This is a genomic window from Kitasatospora sp. NPDC023118, from assembly GCF_055560875.1.
Map to the genome: position 1 here is coordinate 69,706 of NZ_JBVHHW010000003.1, position 20,529 is coordinate 90,234.

General features: G+C 71.8%; 17 protein-coding genes and 4 tRNA genes. 10 read left to right on the forward strand and 11 right to left on the reverse strand.

The features are described from left to right. The first annotated feature begins 11 nt into the window (after window positions 1-11). The 3 genes from ACZ3UD_RS04745 (at window position 12) to ACZ3UD_RS04755 (ending at window position 314) form a co-directional block, all read left to right on the forward strand. Window positions 12-84, forward strand: a tRNA-Glu gene (locus ACZ3UD_RS04745). A gap of 55 nt (window positions 85-139) precedes the next feature. After that, window positions 140-213 (forward strand) — tRNA-Asp (locus ACZ3UD_RS04750). A gap of 27 nt (window positions 214-240) precedes the next feature. Then, window positions 241-314: transfer RNA gene (locus tag ACZ3UD_RS04755), tRNA-Phe, on the forward strand. 277 nt (window positions 315-591) lie between these two features. Here the strand turns inward: ACZ3UD_RS04755 and ACZ3UD_RS04760 are convergent. Both ACZ3UD_RS04760 and ACZ3UD_RS04765 read right to left on the reverse strand, forming a co-directional pair. Next, window positions 592-3,015, reverse strand: coding sequence for a helicase-associated domain-containing protein (locus tag ACZ3UD_RS04760; protein ID WP_465582207.1), 2,424 nt, complete (start codon window positions 3,013-3,015; stop codon window positions 592-594). 212 nt (window positions 3,016-3,227) lie between these two features. Continuing rightward, window positions 3,228-4,202, reverse strand: coding sequence for a hypothetical protein (locus ACZ3UD_RS04765; protein ID WP_465582210.1), 975 nt, complete (start codon window positions 4,200-4,202; stop codon window positions 3,228-3,230). Between the two features lie 372 nt (window positions 4,203-4,574). On the opposite strand from ACZ3UD_RS04765, the gene ACZ3UD_RS04770 reads away from it, so the two are divergent. The 3 genes from ACZ3UD_RS04770 to ACZ3UD_RS04780 all read left to right on the forward strand — a co-directional run bounded on the left by ACZ3UD_RS04770 (window position 4,575) and on the right by ACZ3UD_RS04780 (window position 6,312). After that, on the forward strand, window positions 4,575-5,120 hold the full coding sequence (locus ACZ3UD_RS04770; RefSeq protein WP_465582212.1) for a Uma2 family endonuclease: 546 nt from the start codon (window positions 4,575-4,577) through the stop codon (window positions 5,118-5,120). Window positions 5,121-5,473: 353 nt separating this feature from the next. After that, a complete protein-coding gene (locus ACZ3UD_RS04775; protein ID WP_380761639.1) occupies window positions 5,474-5,890 on the forward strand; it encodes a prevent-host-death protein in 417 nt (138 codons plus the stop codon). Next, window positions 5,887-6,312 carry a cytotoxic translational repressor of toxin-antitoxin stability system gene (locus ACZ3UD_RS04780; RefSeq protein WP_465582217.1) on the forward strand — a complete coding sequence of 142 codons (426 nt, stop codon included), beginning with the start codon at window positions 5,887-5,889 and terminating at the stop codon, window positions 6,310-6,312. Before ACZ3UD_RS04775 ends, ACZ3UD_RS04780 begins: the two co-directional genes overlap by 4 nt. Window positions 6,313-6,385: 73 nt before the next feature. Here the strand turns inward: ACZ3UD_RS04780 and ACZ3UD_RS04785 are convergent, their stop codons facing one another. Genes ACZ3UD_RS04785 through ACZ3UD_RS04800 form a run of 4 tightly spaced genes read right to left on the reverse strand, consistent with a single transcriptional unit; the run spans window position 6,386 to window position 8,766 of the window. Next, complete coding sequence (locus tag ACZ3UD_RS04785) at window positions 6,386-6,529, reverse strand: hypothetical protein (protein ID WP_465582219.1); 144 nt, start codon at window positions 6,527-6,529, stop codon at window positions 6,386-6,388. Between the two features lie 54 nt (window positions 6,530-6,583). Then, complete coding sequence (locus tag ACZ3UD_RS04790) at window positions 6,584-6,733, reverse strand: hypothetical protein (protein ID WP_465582222.1); 150 nt, start codon at window positions 6,731-6,733, stop codon at window positions 6,584-6,586. A 47-nt stretch (window positions 6,734-6,780) separates the two neighbouring features. Beyond that, complete coding sequence (locus tag ACZ3UD_RS04795; protein WP_465582225.1) at window positions 6,781-7,827, reverse strand: alpha/beta hydrolase family protein; 1,047 nt, start codon at window positions 7,825-7,827, stop codon at window positions 6,781-6,783. Window positions 7,828-7,854: 27 nt separating this feature from the next. Continuing rightward, window positions 7,855-8,766 carry a zinc-binding dehydrogenase gene (locus ACZ3UD_RS04800; protein ID WP_465582228.1) on the reverse strand — a complete coding sequence of 304 codons (912 nt, stop codon included), beginning with the start codon at window positions 8,764-8,766 and terminating at the stop codon, window positions 7,855-7,857. Window positions 8,767-9,012: 246 nt separating this feature from the next. On the opposite strand from ACZ3UD_RS04800, the gene ACZ3UD_RS04805 reads away from it, so the two are divergent. After that, window positions 9,013-10,047 (forward strand): LysR family transcriptional regulator, encoded by a 1,035-nt coding sequence (locus tag ACZ3UD_RS04805; RefSeq protein ID WP_465582231.1) that lies wholly within the window; start codon window positions 9,013-9,015, stop codon window positions 10,045-10,047. Here the strand turns inward: ACZ3UD_RS04805 and ACZ3UD_RS04810 are convergent. From ACZ3UD_RS04810 to ACZ3UD_RS04820, 3 genes are all read right to left on the reverse strand, one after another. Beyond that, window positions 9,962-11,170 carry a serine hydrolase domain-containing protein gene (locus ACZ3UD_RS04810; protein ID WP_465582234.1) on the reverse strand — a complete coding sequence of 403 codons (1,209 nt, stop codon included), beginning with the start codon at window positions 11,168-11,170 and terminating at the stop codon, window positions 9,962-9,964. The two genes, ACZ3UD_RS04805 and ACZ3UD_RS04810, sit on opposite strands and share 86 nt — an antisense overlap. Window positions 11,171-11,268: 98 nt before the next feature. Further along, window positions 11,269-12,237, reverse strand: a complete 969-nt coding sequence (locus ACZ3UD_RS04815; RefSeq protein ID WP_465582236.1) for a hypothetical protein — start codon at window positions 12,235-12,237, stop codon at window positions 11,269-11,271. Next, window positions 12,234-12,752 carry a SigE family RNA polymerase sigma factor gene (locus ACZ3UD_RS04820; protein ID WP_465582239.1) on the reverse strand — a complete coding sequence of 173 codons (519 nt, stop codon included), beginning with the start codon at window positions 12,750-12,752 and terminating at the stop codon, window positions 12,234-12,236. The genes ACZ3UD_RS04815 and ACZ3UD_RS04820 overlap by 4 nt, the downstream gene beginning before the upstream one ends. Before the next feature lie 141 nt (window positions 12,753-12,893). Here ACZ3UD_RS04820 and hrpA point away from each other — a divergent pair, with 141 nt between their 5' ends. Beyond that, window positions 12,894-16,871, forward strand: a complete 3,978-nt coding sequence (gene hrpA / locus ACZ3UD_RS04825; RefSeq protein WP_465582242.1) for an ATP-dependent RNA helicase HrpA — start codon at window positions 12,894-12,896, stop codon at window positions 16,869-16,871. Window positions 16,872-16,977: 106 nt separating this feature from the next. After that, a tRNA-Asp gene (locus ACZ3UD_RS04830) sits at window positions 16,978-17,051 on the forward strand. 367 nt (window positions 17,052-17,418) lie between these two features. On the opposite strand, the gene bldC is transcribed toward ACZ3UD_RS04830, so the two are convergent. Continuing rightward, the gene (bldC, locus tag ACZ3UD_RS04835) at window positions 17,419-17,625 is read right to left on the reverse strand and encodes a developmental transcriptional regulator BldC (RefSeq protein WP_014137253.1); all 207 of its coding nucleotides are present in this window, start codon (window positions 17,623-17,625) and stop codon (window positions 17,419-17,421) included. A 487-nt stretch (window positions 17,626-18,112) separates the two neighbouring features. Continuing rightward, on the reverse strand, window positions 18,113-19,015 hold the full coding sequence (locus ACZ3UD_RS04840; protein WP_465582244.1) for a DUF8083 family protein: 903 nt from the start codon (window positions 19,013-19,015) through the stop codon (window positions 18,113-18,115). A 208-nt stretch (window positions 19,016-19,223) separates the two neighbouring features. Between ACZ3UD_RS04840 and ACZ3UD_RS04845 the strand changes: the two genes are divergently transcribed. Further along, complete coding sequence (locus ACZ3UD_RS04845) at window positions 19,224-20,381, forward strand: Glu/Leu/Phe/Val dehydrogenase dimerization domain-containing protein (protein WP_465582247.1); 1,158 nt, start codon at window positions 19,224-19,226, stop codon at window positions 20,379-20,381. The last annotated feature ends 148 nt before the right edge of the window (window positions 20,382-20,529 follow it).

The window sequence follows — 20,529 nt, forward strand, 5'->3', positions numbered from 1 at the left end:
ACAGGCCGCAAGCCCTCATCGTCTAGTGGCCCAGGACGCCGCCCTTTCAAGGCGGTAGCACGGGTTCGAATCCCGTTGGGGGCACGCAGTACCGTAGTAAAGTGCAGTGCCGCAAGACCTTGGTGGTTCGCCACTACAAGGTCCCGTGGAGCAGTTGGTTAGCTCGCCACCCTGTCAAGGTGGAGGTCGCGGGTTCAAGTCCCGTCGGGATCGCTCGTCTCGCAAGAGACGGTGCAGTACGGCCAGGTAGCTCAGTTGGTACGAGCGTCCGCCTGAAAAGCGGAAGGTCGCCGGTTCGACCCCGGCCCTGGCCACATCGCCTGACCAGGCACGGTGCCCTCGAAGCAGATAGCTTCGGGGGCATTTTCGTGCTGTTTGACGCCAACGGAACGGCGGACGGTCACCATCCTTCCGCCCGACAGCGAGTACCAACAGTTCTGGACCGAAGGCCACTGACACGCTGCCCTCGCTGCCGATTCAACGCGCCCAGCGTGCTGAGCTCCTGCCCCGAGTCAGGGAGCTCCGAGGTGACTTCACCGCCACGGCGCGGCGCACGTCGCCCTGTCCGAGCGCTTGGGGCGATCCCTCTGGTCACCGGCCGGCCAGCAACGCGCTCGCCAGCGCGGTGGCGGTGCTCGGCCCCTTGCCGTGGCGCGGTCGTGCTCCGGACAGTGACGGCATGCGCTTGGGACCGCGTTCCCGGCGGGCCTTCTCGATGACCGTCGTCCCGGTCTCCGCCTCCAGCACGGGGGCGTAGCCGGCGGCCCGAAGCGCGGCGAGGGTCGCTTCGGGCTCGGCCGTGCTGATCAGCACGGTCGGCGCGATCCGTCGCAACCCGAGCCTGGACAGCGCACGAGCCGCGGCGAGCTCCGACACCAGTGCCTCGTCGTCGGAGCGGATGCAGCAGGCGGAACGCACCACTCGCATCCGGCCGTGGGTCCGCGCGGTGTCCTTGATCAGGTACTCCAGGGGCTGCGGAAGCGGCCGCCCGCCCTCGGAGACGTCGGCCAGCCGAGCCAGCAGGTCGGCGGCGTCCAGTCCGGAGTCCAACGCCCGGCGGACCGCCGCAGGGGTGATCCGCCACACCACGGCATGGCCCTCCGACTCCCGGTCCGCACAGGCGGCCAGCAGGTCGGTCAGCTCCGATGCGGCAGCTCCGGCGACCACGGCCGTAAGGTCCGCCTGGAACCGGGCGGTGGTCTGCGGCGCGGGCAGCAGCGCGTCCAGGGCTGTGGACAGCTGCCGAACCGCGTCATCCAGAGCAGGACGGTCGCGCAGCGCCGGCCCGGCGCCCGGAACGGCGGGGAAGTGACGGTGTGCACCCGCCCTCAGGAGCCCGAGCACGGCGTGCCCGAGCGAAGTCAGCGCTCCGTGGGCGACGACCCCGAACAGCTCCGCCTCCGCCAGGGTCGCCTCGACCCGCTCAGCCTCCCACGAACCTTGGGCGAGGGCGGCCGGGCGGAACCAGGCCGCCGTGGCGATGAGACCGGCGAGAGCGGTCGCCCGAGCGCGAGCGGACTTGCCGGTGGGGACTCCGTGCCCGGCCGGGAGGGTGGCCAGAGCCTCCAGCACGGCATGGCGCAGATCGACAGCCTCGCCGTCCTCCGGCGTGACCAGCGCGACCGGGGTGTCATCCTCGTCCGGCCAATAGCTGAACACCTCGGGCACCACCGCCCAGGTGGCGACGAGCGGCAGCAGCCGCTGAGCGGGTGGAGCCGCCAGCCACTCGTCGTACCGCTCGGTGGGCAGCACCCGGGCAGGTGGCTGGGATTCCGTCCGACGCGCGCGGCCCCGTCCTCTCGTCGGGGCCTCCGCTTCCTCGGCGCAAGGGGTGATCAGGTCCGCGTTGTTCGCCAGGTCGAGCCACAGCCGGACTTGTTCCTCCGGCATGCCGACCGCCTTCGCCAGCCGGCGGGTGTCCCGGACTGCGATTCCGCCCGCCTTGCGCACAGCGAGCGGCTGCACGGCCACCTGGCGGAGCATCAGCTCGACCCGGGAGGCCGCCTCGGCCAACGCCGCCTGCGCCTGGCTCTCGACTGCACCAGCCGGGATCTCCACCGTGCCCTCGACCGGGGGCGGGGCAGACTGGTAGCTCGGCGCGCGGTCGTGGTCGCGCAACGCGTCGGCCACCTCGCGCGGCAGTTCCGCCAGGTCCTCATCTACCGGAAGGACCAGGCCGCGGGCGGCCAGCCAGTCCGTGCCGGGATCTCCCGAGCCGCCTTCCCGGAAGGTGAACTTGCCTCCGGAGCCCGGGTAGAAACCGCCGTACCGGGAGACGAAGCAGTGCGTGCGCAGCAGTGGCGGGCCCGGGACCAGTTTGTCCAGCAGGTCCAAGGCCTCGGACGGCGCCTCGGCGGCCATGGCGCGCACGCGCTTCGCGTCTCTGAGCACGTCCACAATCTGCCGCTGCGCCTCGTCTCGGGTCCGCGCCTTCGCGAACCCCAGCCCCTGCGCGATGCGGTGAATCTCCGGAGCGTTGAAGGCCTCGGTGAGCAGCTGTTCGGCGGGCCGACCGTAACCGCCGCCTTCACCCGCCTGGCGGTGGACCAGGATCGGAACGACAACCCTGCTTCCGGACGAGGGCAGTACCAGGGCCCGCTCGGTCAGCCGGGACAGCGCGGCCTCGGCCGCGGACCGACCCGCGCCGTCGAGTTGCAGGAATCGGAAGAGCTGGTCCCGGGTCACGGACCGGTCAGCGGGGTCGACCGCAGGCGCGTCGAGCCGTGGTGAACGGCCGCCGTAGCCCATGAACAGGTGATGAGCAGGCGGAACAGCCGGTAGCGGACCGTGCAACCGCTCGGCCAAGGTCGCCACAGCGACCAGCAGTTGAAGGTCCCCGAGGCTGGTCTCGCTCAGCCCCAGAGCCGTGGAGGCGTCCGTCAGCAGGTGGCCGGCCAGGTCGCTCAGGCTCGCCACCCCGGCCGCGTAGGGAAGTTCGCGCTGCTCCAGCAGTTCGGTCAGCTGCGAAGGAGTACGGTCGGCCAGCCAGATCGCGAGGCTTCGTGCGGCTTTCACCGCCCCAAGCGTAGTGAATCGCCAGCGGGGACGGGACCAGAAGTTTGAAGCCAGGGACCATCCACCGTCGCTTGACGCCGACGCACACCGAAGTGGACGAGGCCATCCGATGACGCACTCTCCCCCAGCCTTCGGCTGGGTGGCGGTCCCTCCCGGCCGAAGGCGGGGGGCGTGCCCCCAGCGGACGGTGGTCCCTCACGAAGTGACGGGCGTCAGCCCCGCAGCGCCCGGTCGTCGAGCCGGCGCAGCAGGCCGGGCAGGTGCCGGTACTGCTCGCGGAGCGCGGCCACTCGCTGCCGGAACTGGAGGCCGCGCCCGACGTGGTCACAGGCGTCACGGAGTTCGACCAGGAGGGCCACGGCGACGTCGTAGCGGGCCGCCTGCTTACGGGCGACGTGGTTCTCGACCTCGCGCCAGATCGCTTCCTCGTCGGTAGCCAGAGCGGTCAGCTTCGTCGCCCGCGCCTCGGCTCGAACCCGCTCAGCGCGCTGCCGGCGTTCGGTGGCCCGCGCGTGCGCTGCGTCCAGCAGTTCTGCGGCCGAGCGCTGCCCCGGCACAGTCACGGCAGACGGTTCGCCGCGCAGCCGGCACACGAGTTCGGCTCCCAGCTGAGGCTCATCCCCCAGCGCGAGGCGCAACAGGAGGTCGTCCTTCTCCGTCTCGGGAAGTGCGGCGATCAGCGGCGCCAGCTCCTTCTTCCCGGGCCGCTTCCGAGGTGCGGGGGCGGGCGGGCTGGCCTGGGCGGCGACCGCCAGCAGGTCGGCGTCGACCCGCAGGAAGTCCGCGAGCGCCCGCTGCGGTGCGGTGAGCCGGTCGAGCCCGGCCGGGACCGGGGGCTCGACCGCTGCCCGGTACTCATCCTCGTCGTCCTCCTGGAGTGCCCAGGCGCCGATGGCGGACAGCCATGCGAGGTACAGGGCGCGGCAATCCCCGGCGGCCAGCTCGGCCCGCATCCCTGCGATGACACCGAGCGAGTCCTCGGCGCCCTCCTCCCAGTCCCCGCCCTCATCCTCGCTCCGCAGGTCCAGGACGAGGTGGGTCTTGGTCGTCCAAGCCTCGACGTACTCGTCGAAGCAGTACGGCTCCAGCGCCGACAGCGTGAGCTGTCCCTTGGGCACGCGCAGGATCACCTGGTGGGTGCCCCAGTTGGTCAGGTAGAGGTGAGCGTCGTAGAACTGCTCCACCATCCGCCGAGGGTCTCCGCGGAAGTTGCCCACTGATATTCGTTGGTGAAACTGGTCGCGGTGATCCGGGCCCGGGTGGACAGCGACCGCAGCTGCTCCTGCTCCTCGCTGGTCAGCGGCCGGTCGATCGCCAGGAACTCCTAGTACTGGTACTCACTCATCGCTGCGACCCTAGCGGGACCCCCGATCCCCGATGATGAAATCCGCCAAGCCCGAGGCAGACATACGCCCACAGTCAGCTGCCGCGCCGGCAGCTGACGGGACCGGCCCGTGCACTTCTCGGCTGAACCCGACGCGGAGATGAAGGACCCGGCCAACGGCGGACTCGCCGACTAGGCTGGAACATCGTCTGACTCACCCGGAAGGGCACCGCGCATGAACCCCGAGCACTTCGCGCTCCTTGAAGAGGCCCGCAGGAGCCTGCCAGACGGATTCAAGGTCGAACTCTCCGGCGACACCATCGTCATGATGGTCAGCCCCTCGGGTATTCACCAACGGAATCTCTTGGTGGTGCGCCGCCAGTTCGACGCGCACGCCCCGGCAGGACTACTGCCCAGCGAGAACACGGACCTCGTCTCGCCCAATGTCGGCAAGAGCCGCAATCCCGACCTGACGTACCTGCCGGACGATGCACTCACGACCAGGGACAACCAGGTTCCTGCCGAGGTTGCTGCGATTGCCGTCGAACTGGTCTCACCGTCCAACCCCGAGAACGACTGGGTGGGGAAGGTACGGGACTACCCGCTCATGAGAATCCCTCTCTACCTCGTGATCGACGCAAGGGAGAAGGCGGTCACGCTCTTCAGCCGACCCGACGGCACGAAGTACCACCGCCGCGAGGACATCGCGTTCGGCGAGACCATCCACATCCCGGAGCCGTTCGACTTCGAGCTGATCACGACCGGCCTGCTCCCCTACTGAGCACACCCAGCACATGCGAAGCTCCGCCGGTTGACGCCAACGCCGACGCCAACCGGCCCGAACGACGGTGTCCGAAGGCGGCCTTCCACGGACAGCAGGATCTCCCGAACTGGGGGCATATCAACGCCCCGGCTTGGCCTGAAAAGCGGAAGGTCGCCGGTTCGACCCCCGGCCCTGGCCACATCCTGACCAGGCACGATGCCCTCGAAGCAGATAGCTTCGGGGGCATTTTTGCGTTGTTTGACGCCAACGGGACGGCGGACGGTCACTGGCCTCTCACCCAAGGAGTACGTGACGTACTTGACGTACTTCACGGTCGGCGCGACCCTGATTCTCGGACGAGGAGGCTCCCCATGACAGCGGTCCACTACGAGAGCTACACCGAAGCCCGAGCGCACCTGAAGGACCTACTGGACGCGGCAGGGCAAGGCCGGGTCGCGACCGTTCGCCGGGACACCGGGTACGCGGCGGTAGTCGACGCGGGACGGCTGCGCCACGCCCTCACGCTGCTGTGCCCGTCCAAGGCCGAGGTGGTCGCCGAGGGCGGCGGCTGGTCGGTGTTCTTCCCTGGTCTCCCGGTCGCCGCGGACGGCGGCACGTTCGATGAGGCCATCGACGAGATGGTCGACGCGCTCCGCGAGTACGCGGAGGACTGGCAGGACCGACTCCTGAACGCCCCGAACCACCGCGACAACTGGGGCCTGGTCCAGCTGATCGGCCTCAGCGACGACGCACAGCTCCGCGACTGGCTGCTCGGAGTCGCGAAGTGACCTGGCCTCAGCCGACACGCGAACGGCACGAGCAGTTCTGCAAGGTTGAAGGCTGGGACCGCGTACGTGACGCGCGCGGCCGCACCGGCACCCACCACATCAGCTATGAGTTCGGGCTCCCCGACGGGCGGATCCTGCGTACTCGGGTATCGCATCCGGTCGACCGCACCGCGTACGGCGCGAGCATGTGGGCGCACATCCTCCGCGATCAGCTGGATGTGACGGAGGATGTCTTCTGGCCGTGCGTCCTGGACGGCACGCTTCCCGATCGAGGCGCGCCCGAGCCACCACGCGAGGCGCTTCCCGTAGATCTGGTCCACATGCTGATCAATCGCGTCGGACTCACCGAGGACCAGGTCGCCGAGCTGGACAAGGCCCAGGCGATCGCGCGACTCCAGCAGTTCTGGACCGAGGGGCACTGATTCCGGTCGCTGGATCGCGGCCCGGAGCCACCCGATCTCCCGCGGCGAGCCCCACGCGCGGGAAGGACGGGCGTCAGCCCCGCAGCGCCCGGTCGTGGAGCCGGCTCAGCAGGCCGGGCAGGTGCCGGTACTGCTCGCGGAGCGCGGCCAGCCGCTGCCGGAACTGGAGGCCGCGCCCGAGGTCACAGGCGTCATGGAGTTCGCCCAGGAGGGCCACGGCGACGTCGTAGCGGGCCGCCTGCTTACGGGCGACGTGGTTCTCGACCTCGTGTCAGATCGCTTCCTCGTCGGCGGCCAGGGCGGTCAGCTTCGTCGCCCGCGCCTCGGCTCGAACCCGCTCGGCGCGCTGCCGGCGTTCGGTGGCCCGCGCGTGCGCTGCGTCCAGCAGTTCTGCGGCCGAGCGCTGCCCCGGCACAGTCACGCGTCGACCCGCAGGGGTGGGTCTTGGTCGTCCAGGCCTCGACCCCGTCAGGCGAGCCGGGCGGCGAGCCAGTCGGCGGTGGCGGGGAGCCAGTCGGGGAGGGCGGTGCCGAGGAGGTGGTTCCCGTGGGGGACGAGGAGCAGCTCGGCGTTCGGGGCCTCTGAGGCGAGGGCGGTGGCGTTGGTGACGCCCGGGATGCGGTCCTCGCCGCCCTCGACCACCAGGAGCGGGAGGGTGATCACCGGGGCGAGGGCGGTCAGGTCGACCCGGGCCGCGAAGGCGCGGGCCGCCTCGGGGCCGCCGCAGCGCTGGGCGAGGGTCTCGGTGACGAACGGCACCAGGTGCTCCCAGTCCAGCCGGTACGGGCCGCTGACCGTCACCGCGGCGCGCAGCCGCGGCTCACGGGCGGCGGCCGTCGCGGCGTAGTAGCCGCCCAGGCTGAGGCCGATCACGGCGGCGCGGGCGGGGTCCAGGCCGTCGTGGTGGGCGATCGCGTCCAGGGCGCGGCCGACCACCCGCTGGTAGTCCGGCTCCGGCGCGCTGGTGGCGGCCAGGACGCCCTGGCCGGGCCCGTCGATCGCGAGCACCGCGACGCCCCGGGCCAGCAGGGCCTCGGCGACCGCGTGGAACTCCTCCTTGCCGGAGTCCATGCCCGGCACGACCACCACCACCGGGGCGGCCTCCCCTGCCGGGGCCGGGCGGCGCAGCCAGCCCGCGAAGCCCTCGCCCTCCACCCGCTCCGCGGTCGGCTCCAGCAGCGCCAGCGCCCGCCGCATCGCCGCGTCGGCCTCGGCGGCGAGCCGGGCGGCGGCAGCCCGGTCGGGGTGCGGCAGCAGCCCCGCGACGTGGAACCAGCGGGCGGCGTCGCGGTAGGCGGTACCGGCGGTGACGGTACGGCCCTCGGCGGCGGCGCGCTCGGCCAGGGAGGCGTACCGGCGCCCGGCGGCGGCGAAGACGGCCGGCCAGTCGTGGAGGGAGGTCAGCGGGGCGGTCACCCGGGCGTACTCGTACGGGTCGAGGCCGGCGCCGTGGACGCGGGGGCGGTTCTCCTCGATGAAGGCGGGCAGCTGGTCGGGGGTGTCGAGGAAGGACACGGTGGGGATTCCTTTCCGGAAGAGGTTTCAGGCGACGGTCAGTACGGCCTTGCCGCGGATCCGGCGCTCGCGCAGGTCGGTGAGCACAGTGGCGGTCTGCTCCCAGGGCGCGATCCGGCCAAGCTCCGGGGTCAGCCGGCCCTGCTCCGCCAGGCGCACCAGGGTGGCCAGGTCCTCGCCGTCGGGCACGTCGGAGTCGGCGTAGTGGAAGTGCCGCAGGGTGGCCGACTCGGGGCCCTTGAAGAAGTCGAAGAAGTCGAGCGTGGCGGGCGTCCGGGAGGCCTGGCCGAACCAGATCAGGGTGCCGCGCCGGGCCAGCCGGGCCAGCGCGAGCGGCAGGGCGGCGCCGCCGGTGGACTCCAGCACCAGGTCGTACGGGCCGCGCGCCGCACCGAGCTCGTGCAGCACCTCGGCCGCCCCCAGTTCGGCCAGCCGGCGGCCGCGCTCCGGGGAGGCGGTGACGACGGTCAGCTCGGCCCCGGCCGCGGCGGCCAGCTCGGTGAAGTAGTGTCCGACCCCGCCGGAGGCCCCGGTCAGCAGCACCCGCCGCCCGGCCAGCGCCCCGGCGGCCCGCAGCAGCCGCAGCGCGGTGAGGCCGGCCAGCGGCAGCGCGGCGGCCCGGACCGCGTCCAGGCTGTCGGGCAGCTCGGCGAGCGAGGAGGTCGGCACACACACGTACTCGGCCCACCCGCCTGCCGGCGGATGGCCGACCACCCGCCGGCACACCCCGGGCCCCGACCCGTCGGCGGCGGCCTGCACGACCAGCCCGGCGACGTCCTTCCCCGGCCGCCAACCGGGCCTGGGCGCCTCCAGCTGGAACGTCTCCCCCCGGTTCACCGAGAAGGCCTCCACCTTCACCAGCGCCTCCCCGGCCCCCGGCCGCGGCTGCTCCACCTCCGCGAACCGCACCGCCCCGCCCGCCGCCACCAGCGCCTTCATCCCCGCACTCCCTCCGCTCGATCGGACCCCCAGCTCACCGCGCCCGCCACCGACCGGTCCAACAACCGTCGACGGGTGACGACAACCGACGGTTGTCACGCGAGGAGGAAGGGGGTGCGACACGCGGCCGAAAGTCGCCGAACACCGCGAACGCGCCTCCCACGGCGCCTCCCACTCCGCCCCCCACTCCGCGCCCACCCCCCGGCGGGTAACCCCCGCCCCTCCTCCACCGCCTAAGGTGCCCGGGTGGATCTGGATCTGGCGCAGGTGCGGGCGTTCGTCGTCACGGCCGAGGAGTTGCACTTCGGGCGGGCGGCCGGGCGGTTGGGGATCAGTCAGCAGGGGCTGTCGAAGCGGGTGGCCCGGTTGGAGGCGGCGCTCGGGGTGCGGTTGCTGGAGCGGGACGCCCGGGGGGTGGGGCTGACCGGGGAGGGGCGGCGGTTCCTGGAGCCGGCGCGGCGGGTGCTGGCGCAGGGGGAGCGGGCGGTGGCGTCCGTGCAGGGGGCCGGACGGCCGCTGCGGGTGGATGTGTGGGGGCACCTGTACGCGCCGATGCGGACGCTGGCGCGGGCGGTGGACGCGGCGCCGGGGCTGGAGGTGGAGCCGGTGCCGGGGCGGGATCTGCCGTCGGTGGCGGCGGCGTTGCTGCGCGGGGAGTCGGACGCCGGGTTCGGCCGGGTGCACGCCCTGCCGGACGGCGCCGACGCCGGGCTGACGCACCGGCTGGTCCGTCTGGAGCCGGTCGACGCCCTGCTGTCCACCGACCATCCGCTGGCCGGCCGCGACACCCTGAGCCCGGCGGAGCTGCGCGGCAGTGTGCTGCGCTATCCGGCGGCGGTGGACCGGCTGGACTTCCTGACCCGCTTCGCCGCCCGTTTCGGCATCACCGACCGGGTCGGCTCGACCAATCTGGGCCTGGAGCACTTCGTCGACCAGGTCCGGGCCGATCCGACCTGTTTCTCGCTGGTCCCCGCCGACGGCCCGCTCCCCGACCGCCCGGGCGTCCGTACCGTCCCGCTGGCCGACCCGACCCCGCTCTACGCCTGGTCGCTGCTCTGGCGGGCCGACGCGGGCACCGACCCGCACCCCCGGCTGGAGCGGCTGCTGGAGGCGTTCACGACGGAGGCGGCCCGCAGCCGGTGGCTGGAGTACGACCCGGCCCGCGACTGGCTCCCGGACGCCGACGAGGCCGCGCTCACCCCGCCACGGCCTGGTACGCGAGCACCTCGAAGTCCCGCGCCACCGCCGGTGGGGCGGGGCTCTCGAACATCCGCTGGGTGAGCAGGACGCCGGTCAGCCGTTCGGCCGGGTCGTTGAACCACACCGTGCCGAGCCCGCCGTCCCAGCCGTAGCGGCCGGGGGCGGCGAGGCCGGTGCGGCTGGTGGCGACGGAGACGCCGAAGCCCCAGCCGGTGAGCTCATCGCGCCCCAACAGCGGTGCGGAGTCAGCGAGCTGGACTGCGCTGAGGTGGTTGGTGGTCATCAGCTCGACGGCCGGCCGGGAGAGGATCCGGACGCCTCCCGCTCCCTCGCCGCCGGCCAGCAGCATCCGGGCGAAGGCGAGGTAGTCGTCCAGCGTCGAGACCAGGTCGCCGCCGCCGTCGTCGAGGCGCGCCTGCCGGGCCCAGGCGCTGTCGGCCGGGTCGTCGTACGGGACGAGCCGGCCGCTCGCCCGGTCGCGCACGTACTCGACCGGGAGCCGGTGCAGTTGGTCGGCGGGGACGGTGAAGCCGGTGTCCCGCATGCCGAGGGGGTCGAGGACGCGCTCGCGCAGCACTTCGCCGAGCGGCTTGCCGCAGGCGCGGGCGAGCAGGATGCCGAGGACGGTCGAGCCGGTGTGGTAGTGCCAGCCCGCCCCGGGCTGATGCAACAGCGGCAACTCACCGAGGCGGCGCAGGAATTCGTCGGGCTCGGGGTAGTCCGTCCGGGGCGGCCGGACGTCGACGCCGCGTTCGGCCGTCGCCCGGGCGATCGGCGCGGACGGCGGGAGCATCGCGAAGCCGTAGCCGAGCCCGAAGGTGAGCAGGTCGCGCAGGGTGATCGGCCGGACGGCGGCCTCGGTGTCGTCGAGCTCGCCGTCCGGCCGGCGCAGCACCCGCCGGTCGGCCAGCTCGGGCAGCAGGTCGTCGACCGGGTCGTCCAGCCGCAGCCGGCACTCCTCGACCAGGGTGAGCGCGGCCACCGCAGTGACCGGTTTGGTCATCGAGGCGATCCGGAAGAGGGTGTCCCGCCGCATCGGGGCGCTGCCGGCCGTGTCCAGGCTGCCGAGCACCTCGACGTGGAGGTCGTCGCCGCGGGCCACGGCGGCCACCAGGCCGGGCACCTGGCCCTGTTCGACGTGCCGGGACAGGACCCCGTGCAGCCGGCCCAGCCGGCCCTCGGACAACCCCGTCGCACCGCTCATCGGCCACCGCCTCACCCGTCGTTGACGCCATGTCACCCACCGGCGTCCACTGTGGCGCACGGCACCGACAATCCGGGGCGGGAAACGGCGGTGGCGGCTCAGCTGGTGCGGAGCCAGTGGTCGGTGGTCCGCACGACCGAACCGTCCGCGGCGTAGGCGGTGAAGGTCTTGGCGTCGGAACCCGGCTTCGCCATGATGCCGTACCAGCGGAGCGTGGAGTCCCCGACCGCGACCGGCACCACCTCGGTGGAGCCGCCGGTCTCCCAGGTGATCACGACCTTCGCCACCTCGGGCCTGACCCCTTCGATCACCACCGGTGGCAGACCGGACCTCTTCCCGTCCTTGAGGCCGAGCGACGCGCCCGCGCCGGCGACTCCCCCGCCCTGCGGCCCGCCCGGCTCGTCGACCACGTGCACGGAGTCGTCCGCCTGCCGCTTGCCGTCCACGGTGTAGTAGAGGTTGGCCAGGTCGTAGTGCGGGACCCAGTTGCCGGCGTCGTCCTGCGGGATCAGCGATGGCGGGTTCGGGTTGCCGGTGGGGTTGCCGGTGAGCCGCTCCGCGCGCACCAGCTTGTCCTGCTGGAGGGCGTCCCGCACGGTGGTGGGGCCCGGCCACTCGGCGACCCAGGCCTGCCAGGTGTGGCCGTTCGCAGTGCCCTCGCCGACCTTGACGCGCATCGGGGTGAACGGGTCCCGCGCGGCCCCGGCCGGGGCGCCCGAAGCGGCCGGAGCGGTTGCCGTGGCCGAGGCGGACGGCGTCTCCGACGGCGTCCCGGGGGTAGCGGAAGCCGCAGCGGTGGAAGGGACCGCCGTGGAAGGGCCGCCCGCCACCGGCGAGGAGCCGCCCGTCGCCCGCCCGTACCCGCCGAACGCCGCGCCCGCCCCGGCCACCGCGACGACCATCGCCGCGGCCGCCGCCCCGGTCAGCAGCCGCCGGCGCCGCAGCCGGCGCCGCCCGCCGGCGACCAGCCGGTCGTACGGAACGGCCCCGATCTCGACGCTCCCGGCCAGGTCGCCCAGCCCGTACGACGCCGCGGCCTCGGCCCCGGCCATGTCCTCGTTGCTCATCTTCCGCCTCCGATGGTCGTCAGCCCGTTGAGTGAGGAGGCCTCCCGGAGCTTGGCCAGCCCCCTGGCCGCCTGGCTCTTCACCGTCCCGACCGAGCAGCCCATCGCCGCCGCGGTCTGGGACTCGCTGAGGTCCTCCCAGTACCGCAGCACCACGGCCTCGCGCTGGCGCGGCGGCAGGGCGGTGAGCGCGGCGAGCAGCACGGCCCGGTCGTCCGGGTCGGGCCCGCTCGGCGCGGGCCGTTCGGGGAGGGCGTCGACCAGGTGCTCGGCCGGTCTGCGCCGGAACCGCCGGGCGTGCTCGTTGATCAGGATCCGGCGCACGTAGGCGTTCGGGTCGTCGGCCGCCCGGACCCTGCCCCAGGCGACGTAGGCCCGCTCCAGCGCCTGCTGGACCAGGTCCTCGGCGCCGTGCCGGTCCCCCGCGAGCAGATACGCCGTCCGCAGCAACCGTGACCACGCACTGCCGGTGAACGCCCGGAACTCCTCGTCCCGTGCGGTCTTCTGGGCTCCCATGAGCACCTCCTCAACCCCCCGGAGCCCGGAACCCCCGCCGACCGTTGCCTGCCGTTCGCGATTCCGCGCCGGCGGCTGTGACACTGGAGGGGCTCGAAAACCGAGGTGCGCTCCGCCGTGCCTCCTTGCGAACCTAGAGGGATGCCCGCAGTGAGTTCTCCCGTAGTCCAGTCCGCCCCCGCACCCGCCGAGGGTCCCGGAATCGGTGAGCTGGCCGCCCGCCTGCCCGAGCTGACCCTGCGCGACGAGGTGCGGCTCGGGCGCCGGCTGGAGGGGGCCCGCCGGGTCCGGAAACCCGAGGCCCGGCAGAAGATCGCCGCCGAGATCGCCGCCGACATCGACCGGGCCGAGCTGCTGGTCGAGCAGCGCCGGAACGCCGTCCCGGAGATCAGCTATCCCGCCGAGCTGCCGGTCAGCCAGAAGAAGGACGACATCCTGGAGGCGATCCGGGACCACCAGGTGGTGATCGTCGCCGGTGAGACCGGTTCCGGCAAGACCACCCAGATCCCGAAGATCTGCCTGGAGCTGGGCCGCGGCGTGCGCGGCCTGGTCGGCCACACCCAGCCGCGCCGGATCGCCGCCCGTACGGTGGCCGAGCGCGTCGCGGAGGAGCTGAACAGCCCGCTCGGCGAGGCGGTCGGCTGGAAGGTCCGGTTCACCGACCAGGTCGGCCAGGACACCCTGGTCAAGCTGATGACGGACGGCATCCTGCTGGCGGAGATCCAGACCGACCGCGATCTGCGCCAGTACGACACCCTGATCATCGACGAGGCCCACGAGCGCAGCCTCAACATCGACTTCCTGCTCGGCTACCTCAAGCAGCTGCTCCCGCGCCGTCCTGACCTCAAGGTCGTGATCACCTCCGCGACCATCGACCCGGAGCGCTTCGCCCGGCACTTCGGTGACGCCCCGATCGTCGAGGTCTCCGGCCGTACGTACCCCGTCGAGGTCCGGTACCGGCCCGTCCTGGAGGAGGACGAGGACGGCGACGAGGCCGACCGCGACCGGGACCAGGTCCAGGCGATCTGCGACGCCGCCCAGGAGCTGCAGGACGAGGGCCCGGGCGACATCCTGGTCTTCCTCTCCGGCGAGCGCGAGATCCGCGACACCGCCGACGCCCTCACCAAGCTGAAGCTGAAGAACACCGAGATCCTGCCGCTGTACGCCCGGCTCAGCTCGGCCGAGCAGCACAAGGTCTTCCAGCACTCGCGCAGCCGCCGGATCGTGCTGGCCACCAACGTGGCCGAGACCTCGCTGACCGTCCCCGGCATCAAGTACGTGATCGACCCGGGCACCGCCCGGATCTCCCGCTACAGCCACCGCACCAAGGTGCAGCGGCTGCCGATCGAGGCGATCAGCCAGGCCAGCGCCAACCAGCGCAAGGGCCGCTGCGGCCGCACCTCGGACGGCATCTGCATCCGGCTGTACTCGGAGGAGGACTTCCTCTCCCGCCCCGAGTTCACCGACGCCGAGATCCTGCGCACCAACCTGGCCTCGGTGATCCTGCAGATGACGGCGGCGGGTCTCGGCGACATCGCCGCCTTCCCCTTCCTGGACCCGCCGGACTCCCGCAACATCAAGGACGGCGTGCACCTGCTGCACGAGCTGGGCGCGCTGGACCCGGAGGAGAAGGACCCGCGCAAGCGCCTGACCCAGCTCGGCCGCAAGCTCGCCCAGCTGCCGGTGGACCCGCGGATGGCCCGCATGGTGCTGGAGGCGGACCGCAACGGCTGCGTGCGCGACGTCATGGTGATCGCCGCCGCGCTCTCCATCCAGGACCCGCGCGAGCGCCCCGCCGAGAAGCGCCAGGCCGCCGACGACCGGCACCGCCGGTTCAACTCGGAGACCTCGGACTTCCTCTCCTACCTGGCGATGTGGCGCTACGTCCGGGAGCAGCAGAAGGAGCTCTCCTCCTCGGCCTTCCGCCGGATGTGCAAGGCCGAGTTCCTGAACTACCTGCGGATACGGGAGTGGCAGGACGTCTACACCCAACTACGCACCGTAGCGAAGCAGTTGGGTGTCACGATCGAGGAACCCCACCCCGACGCAGAGCCGGACGCGGACCGGATCCACCAGTCGCTGCTGGCCGGCCTGCTCTCCCACATCGGCCTGTTCGACGTGGAGAAGCGCGAGTACGGCGGTGCGCGCGGCGCCCGCTTCGCGGTCTTCCCGGGCTCGGGCCTGTTCAAGAAGCCGCCGCGCTGGGTGATGTCGGCCGAGCTGGTGGAGACCTCCCGGTTGTGGGCACGGATCAACGCCAAGATCGAGCCGGAGTGGGTCGAGCCGCTGGCCGGCCACCTGGTCAAGCGCAGCTACAGCGAGCCGCACTGGGAGAAGAAGGCCGGCGCCGTCCTGGCGTACGAGAAGGTCACCCTCTACGGGATGCCGGTCGTCGCCCAGCGCAAGGTCAACTACGGGCGAATCGACCCGGAGCTCTGCCGGGAGCTGTTCATCCGCAACGCCCTGGTCGAGGGCGACTGGGAGACCCACCACAAGTTCTTCGCCGAGAACCGCAAGCTGCTCGGCGAGGTCGAGGAGCTGGAGAACCGGGCCCGCCGCCGGGACATCCTGGTGGACGACCAGACCCTGTTCGACTTCTACGACGCCCGGCTGCCCGACGACGTCGTCTCCACCCGACACTTCGACTCCTGGTGGAAGAAGGCCCGGCACGAGCAGCCGGACCTGCTGAACTTCGAGAAGTCGATGCTGATCAACGACGCCGCGGACGGCGTCACCGAGGCCGACTACCCGGACTACTGGCAGCAGGGCAAGCTGCGCTTCAAGCTGACCTACCAGTTCGAGCCGGGCAGCGACGCGGACGGCGTGACCGTCCACATCCCGCTGCCGGTGCTCAACCAGGTCACCGCGGAGGGCTTCGACTGGCAGATCCCCGGCCTGCGGGAGGAGCTGGTCACCGCGTACATCAAGTCGCTGCCGAAGGCGATCCGGCGCAACTTCGTCCCGGCACCGGACTTCGCCAAGGCGGCACTGCGCCAGGTGACGGACCGCCAGGAGGCGTTGCTGCCGTCCCTGGAGCACGCCCTGAAGCGGCTGACGGCGGTCACCGTGCCGCCGGAGGCCTGGGACGACGAGCGGGTGCCGGAACACCTCAAGGTGACCTTCCGGGTGGTGGACGGCCGCCGCAAGCTCGCCGAGTCCAAGGACCTGGAGGAGCTGCGGCTGAGGCTCAAGCCGAAGCTCAAGGAGACCCTCTCCTCGGCGGCCTCCGGCCAGGGCATCGAGCAGGGCGGGCTGACCGCCTGGCCGGCCGGGCTGCCGGTGCTCCAGCGCACCTTCGAGCAGCGCTCCCGCGGCCACTCGCTGCGCGCCTACCCGGCGCTGGTGGACGAGGGCGCGTCGGTGGGCGTCAAGCTGTTCGACACCCCGCAGGCGCAGGCGCAGGCGATGTGGGAGGGCACCCGCCGCCTGCTGATGCTGACCGTCAACTCCCCGGCCAAGTCGATCCAGGGACGGCTGGGCAACCAGGCGAAGCTGGCGCTCTCGCACAGCCCGCACGGGTCGATCACCGCGCTGTTCGAGGACGTGGTGTCGGCCGCGACCGACCGGCTGATGACCCTGGCCGGCGGCCCGGCCTGGGACGAGGCGGCCTTCGGCAAGCTGCACGACAAGGTGCGCGCGGACCTGTACGACCTGTCCGCGGACACCACGCTGAAGACGGCCACCGCGCTGATCGCCTTCCACAAGGCCTCGACCCGGCTGAAGTCGGTGAGCAGCCCGGTGCTGCTGAACGCGGTGAACGACATCCGGCTGCACCTGGCCTCGCTGGTGCACCCGGGCTTCGTGACGGCCACCGGCTGGCAGCGGCTGCCCGACCTCAAGCGCTACCTGCTGGCGGTGGACCGCCGGCTGGAGGCGCTGCCCAACCACCCCCAGCGGGACGCCCAGCAGCTGCTGAAGGTCCAGCAGGTGCAGCAGGCGTACGGGGAGCTGCTGGCGGCGGTGCCGACCGGGCGGCAGCCGTCCGAGGAGGTGCGGGCGATCCGCTGGATGATCGAGGAGTTGCGGGTCAGCTTCTTCGCCCAGTCGTTGGGCACGCCGAGCCCGGTCTCGGAGAAGCGGATCATGAAGGCGATGGACGCCGCGCGGGCCGCGCTCTGAGCTGCGGGTGGGCCTTCAGGAGCCAGTTCGACCTGGGGGCCCACCATGGGCTACGATCTGTCTTGTTCGCAGCGCGGCAAGCGAGTGAACGAGATCAGAAAACTCTGGTCCCGTGGAGCAGTTGGTTAGCTCGCCACCCTGTCAAGGTGGAGGTCGCGGGTTCAAGTCCCGTCGGGATCGCCGCAGTGCGAGAGGCCCGGAACCGTCAGGTTCCGGGCCTCTCGCTTTTCGCCGTCCGGCTCATACCCCGGACCAGGTCCAGACCACAAGTGACGGACCGTGTGACCGTCGTCACCCGCCTCCTCCGGAGATCGGCCCCGGAACGGCCTCTCGGAGAGCACACTAATTTAATATGTAAAATTGCACTGCTATTCACTGTAAATCCCCCCCACCCCATGCGCATCAAATCGTTATGCGGAGTTCAACATTCCGAGGCCGGAAGGGATCCGGAAGGGATCCGGAAGCCGGCCCCCGGGCACGACAAAGGGGCCGCCAACCGGACCCGGCGGAGTCCGGTTGGCGGCCCCTTTGAAGAGCCTTTGGCCTATCAGGCCTCAGTGCGCTGAGCGGGAATCCCGGCCAGCAGAGCGCGCACCTCCGCCTCGCGGTAACGGCGGTGACCACCGAGCGTGCGAATCGACGTCAGCTTGCCGGCCTTGGCCCAGCGGGTGACCGTCTTCGGGTCCACGCGGAACATGGTGGCAACCTCTGCCGGCGTCAGCAGCGGCTCAGCATCAGGGGTACGAGCGGTCATGAGCGGCCTCCTCGGGAGAACCGAACCAGGGCGGTTCTATCCTTCAAATTCTGCACCTTGGCCCGCGATGCCCGAAATGGCATAGACGGGCCGAGTCGGTTATAGGACGAACGGCTTGTCCTGGTGTCTACAACTACACCATCCGTCCAGCCCTATCGACCAAACCGCCAAAATTGACCCCTCACGGGTTCAAGGCCGACGGATGGCGATGGACCACCCCATAACGGACAGTCACACGATAGTGACGTCCGGTTACGAGGGGACCAGACCCTCCGTTTCCCCGCAAAGCACGCATTGACTCCAGAACCACCCAAAAGTGGGCACGCTCACGTGAAGTTGGGCTGGTTGTCCCATTTTTGCACATAGGGGTAAGTTCGCGTCAACGGTGAGTAGTGTCACGTTCGACAGCTATTGACCCGAACCAGGACCTTGGTCATCGGCGTTGTGGACCAACGACCCCTCACAGTCATACACGGGCGGTCGGACGTCAGTTCGCGTACCGCAGCGCCTGCACCCGGCGCCACCGCACCGTCAGCTCCCCGTACACGCGCAAGGCCTCCGCGGTCTCCCCCGCCCGCAGCGCGCGCAGCCCCTCCTCCAGGTCCCCCGCCGAACGGTCCGCCAACAGCCGCTCCGGCCCCAGCAGATGTACCAGCCCCCCGTAGTCCAACTCCACCAGCGAGCGCGGGTGGAACTCCTCCAGCCACCGCCCGACCTGCTCCGCCCCCCGCACCAACTCCCCGTCCGGCACCCCCTCGCGCAGCACCCGGAAGGCCCGCGCCACCCGCCGCCGCGCCTGGGCCATCGGCACCAGGTAGAACAGCGCCGCCGGCCGCCCGCGCTCCCCCGCCACCCCTTCCACGCCCACACCGCCCGGAACGAAGCACCGGTCCTCGTCCCCGAACGGCAGGAACCAGCGCACCGGCACCTCCCACCGGCTGGTCAGGATCCACGGCCGGGCGTCCGGGTGCTCGACCCGCCAGCGCTCCCGGTCCGCCTCGGCGGCCGCCCGGGCCACCGGCGGCACCGCGGTGTCCAGCAGGGCCACCGGAGCCCCCGCCCGCAGTTCCTCCAGGGCCTGCCAGCTGCGCAGCCTGGTCGCCCACGGGCAGACGTACAGTACGCCGTCCACCACCCGCAGGTACGCCCGCCCGCTCTCCCGCTCCGGCAGCGCCCGGGGCGTCCGGGCGGCCAGCTCCGCGAGCGCCTCCCGCTGCTCCTCCAGCACCGCCTCGGCCACCGGCTGCGCCGCCGCCACGGCATCCGGTCCGTGCTCCGCCGCGTACACCTGCCAATGCGCCCGCTCGGGCTCCGGGTACGCGGCCAGCGGCTCGTAGACCCGCAGGTGGGCGGCGTAGGGCGGCTGTACGGAAGTGCGTACGACGGTCACGTCCTGCATGGTCGCACGCGCCGCCCGGCCCCGGGAGGGCGCGCCCCCGGAACCGTTCGCGCCCGCACCGCGCACTCCCTCTCATCTCACCCCTCGGACAACCGGCACAAGCTCGGACAAGAGGGCGGATCGGCGGCCCGCGCGCGACTACTCTTCGCCTTAGGCGCCCGCACCACAGCAGCGGGCCTTCGATACTGGAGTCACCACAGTGACCGACGTACAGACCCCCGCCACGCACTCCGCACCCGGCGTGCTCAGCAGGATCTTCCGTACCGAGCAGGACGGCGCCCCCGGCGACGGCCACGAGCAGGTCGTCCTCTGCCACGACCGCAGCTCCGGACTCAAGGCGATCATCGCCATCCACTCCACCGCGCTGGGCCCGGCCCTCGGCGGCACCCGCTTCTTCCCGTACGCCTCCGAGGAGGCGGCCCTGGAGGACGCGCTGAACCTGTCCCGCGGGATGTCCTACAAGAACGCGCTCGCCGGGCTGGACCTCGGCGGCGGCAAGGCCGTCATCATCGGCGACCCGAACAAGGACAAGAACGAGGCGATGCTCCGGGCCTACGGCCGCTTCGTGGAGTCCCTGCGCGGCCGTTACATCACCGCCTGCGACGTGGGCACCTACGTGCAGGACATGGACGTCATCGCGCGCGAGACCGAGTTCGTGACCGGCCGCTCGCCCGAGCACGGCGGCGCCGGCGACTCGTCCATCCTGACCGCCTTCGGCGTCTTCCAGGGCATGCGGGCCTCCGCCCAGGCCCGCTGGGGCCAGCCGACCCTGCGCGGCAAGCGGGTCGGCGTCGCGGGCGTCGGCAAGGTCGGCCACTACCTGGTCGGCCACCTGGTCGCGGACGGCGCCACCGTCGTCGTCACCGACCCCTTCGAGGCCGCCGTCAACCGCGTGCGCGCCGCCCACCCGGAGGTGGAGGTGGTCGCCGACACCACCGCCCTGCTCCAGGCCAAGCTGGACGTCTACGCCCCCTGCGCCCTCGGCGGTGCGCTGACCGACGCCACGGTCGCCGCGCTCGGCGAGTTCGGCACCTCCGTCGTCTGCGGCGCGGCCAACAACCAGCTGGCCCACCCGGGCGTCGAGAAGGACCTGGCCGGCCGCGGCATCCTGTACGCCCCCGACTACCTGGTGAACTCCGGCGGCGTGATCCAGGTCGCCGACGAGATCGAGGGCTTCAACTTCGAGCGGGCCAAGAACAAGGCCACCAAGATCTTCGACACCACCCTGGAGATCTTCACCCGGGCCGCCTCCGACGGCATCCCGCCGGCGGTCGCCGCCGACCGCCTGGCCGAGAAGCGGATGCGCGAGATCAGCGCGCTGCGCACGGTCCTGCTGCCGCACGCCCGTCGCGCCTGATCGGACCCGGTGCGGTGATCGGATGCGCGGGGGGTTCCACCCTATGGCCCCCCGCGCATCACGATGTGGAACCGGATTCTCACTTCTCCGCCCGAACGGGTGATCCGAAGTCCCCCCAGGGGGGATAATCAGTCTTGGAACGACGGAC

Coding starts and splice junctions, on each gene's coding strand:
- ACZ3UD_RS04765 (WP_465582210.1), bottom strand. CDS start 4,202: ATGGTGGAGCAGTTCTACGACGCTCACCTCTACCTGACCAACTGGGGC.
- ACZ3UD_RS04770 (WP_465582212.1), top strand. CDS start 4,575: ATGAACCCCGAGCACTTCGCGCTCCTTGAAGAGGCCCGCAGGAGCCTG.
- ACZ3UD_RS04775 (WP_380761639.1), top strand. CDS start 5,474: ATGACAGCGGTCCACTACGAGAGCTACACCGAAGCCCGAGCGCACCTG.
- ACZ3UD_RS04800 (WP_465582228.1), bottom strand. CDS start 8,766: ATGAAGGCGCTGGTGGCGGCGGGCGGGGCGGTGCGGTTCGCGGAGGTG.
- ACZ3UD_RS04810 (WP_465582234.1), bottom strand. CDS start 11,170: ATGAGCGGTGCGACGGGGTTGTCCGAGGGCCGGCTGGGCCGGCTGCAC.
- ACZ3UD_RS04815 (WP_465582236.1), bottom strand. CDS start 12,237: ATGAGCAACGAGGACATGGCCGGGGCCGAGGCCGCGGCGTCGTACGGG.
- ACZ3UD_RS04820 (WP_465582239.1), bottom strand. CDS start 12,752: ATGGGAGCCCAGAAGACCGCACGGGACGAGGAGTTCCGGGCGTTCACC.
- hrpA (WP_465582242.1), top strand. CDS start 12,894: ATGCCCGCAGTGAGTTCTCCCGTAGTCCAGTCCGCCCCCGCACCCGCC.
- bldC (WP_014137253.1), bottom strand. CDS start 17,625: ATGACCGCTCGTACCCCTGATGCTGAGCCGCTGCTGACGCCGGCAGAG.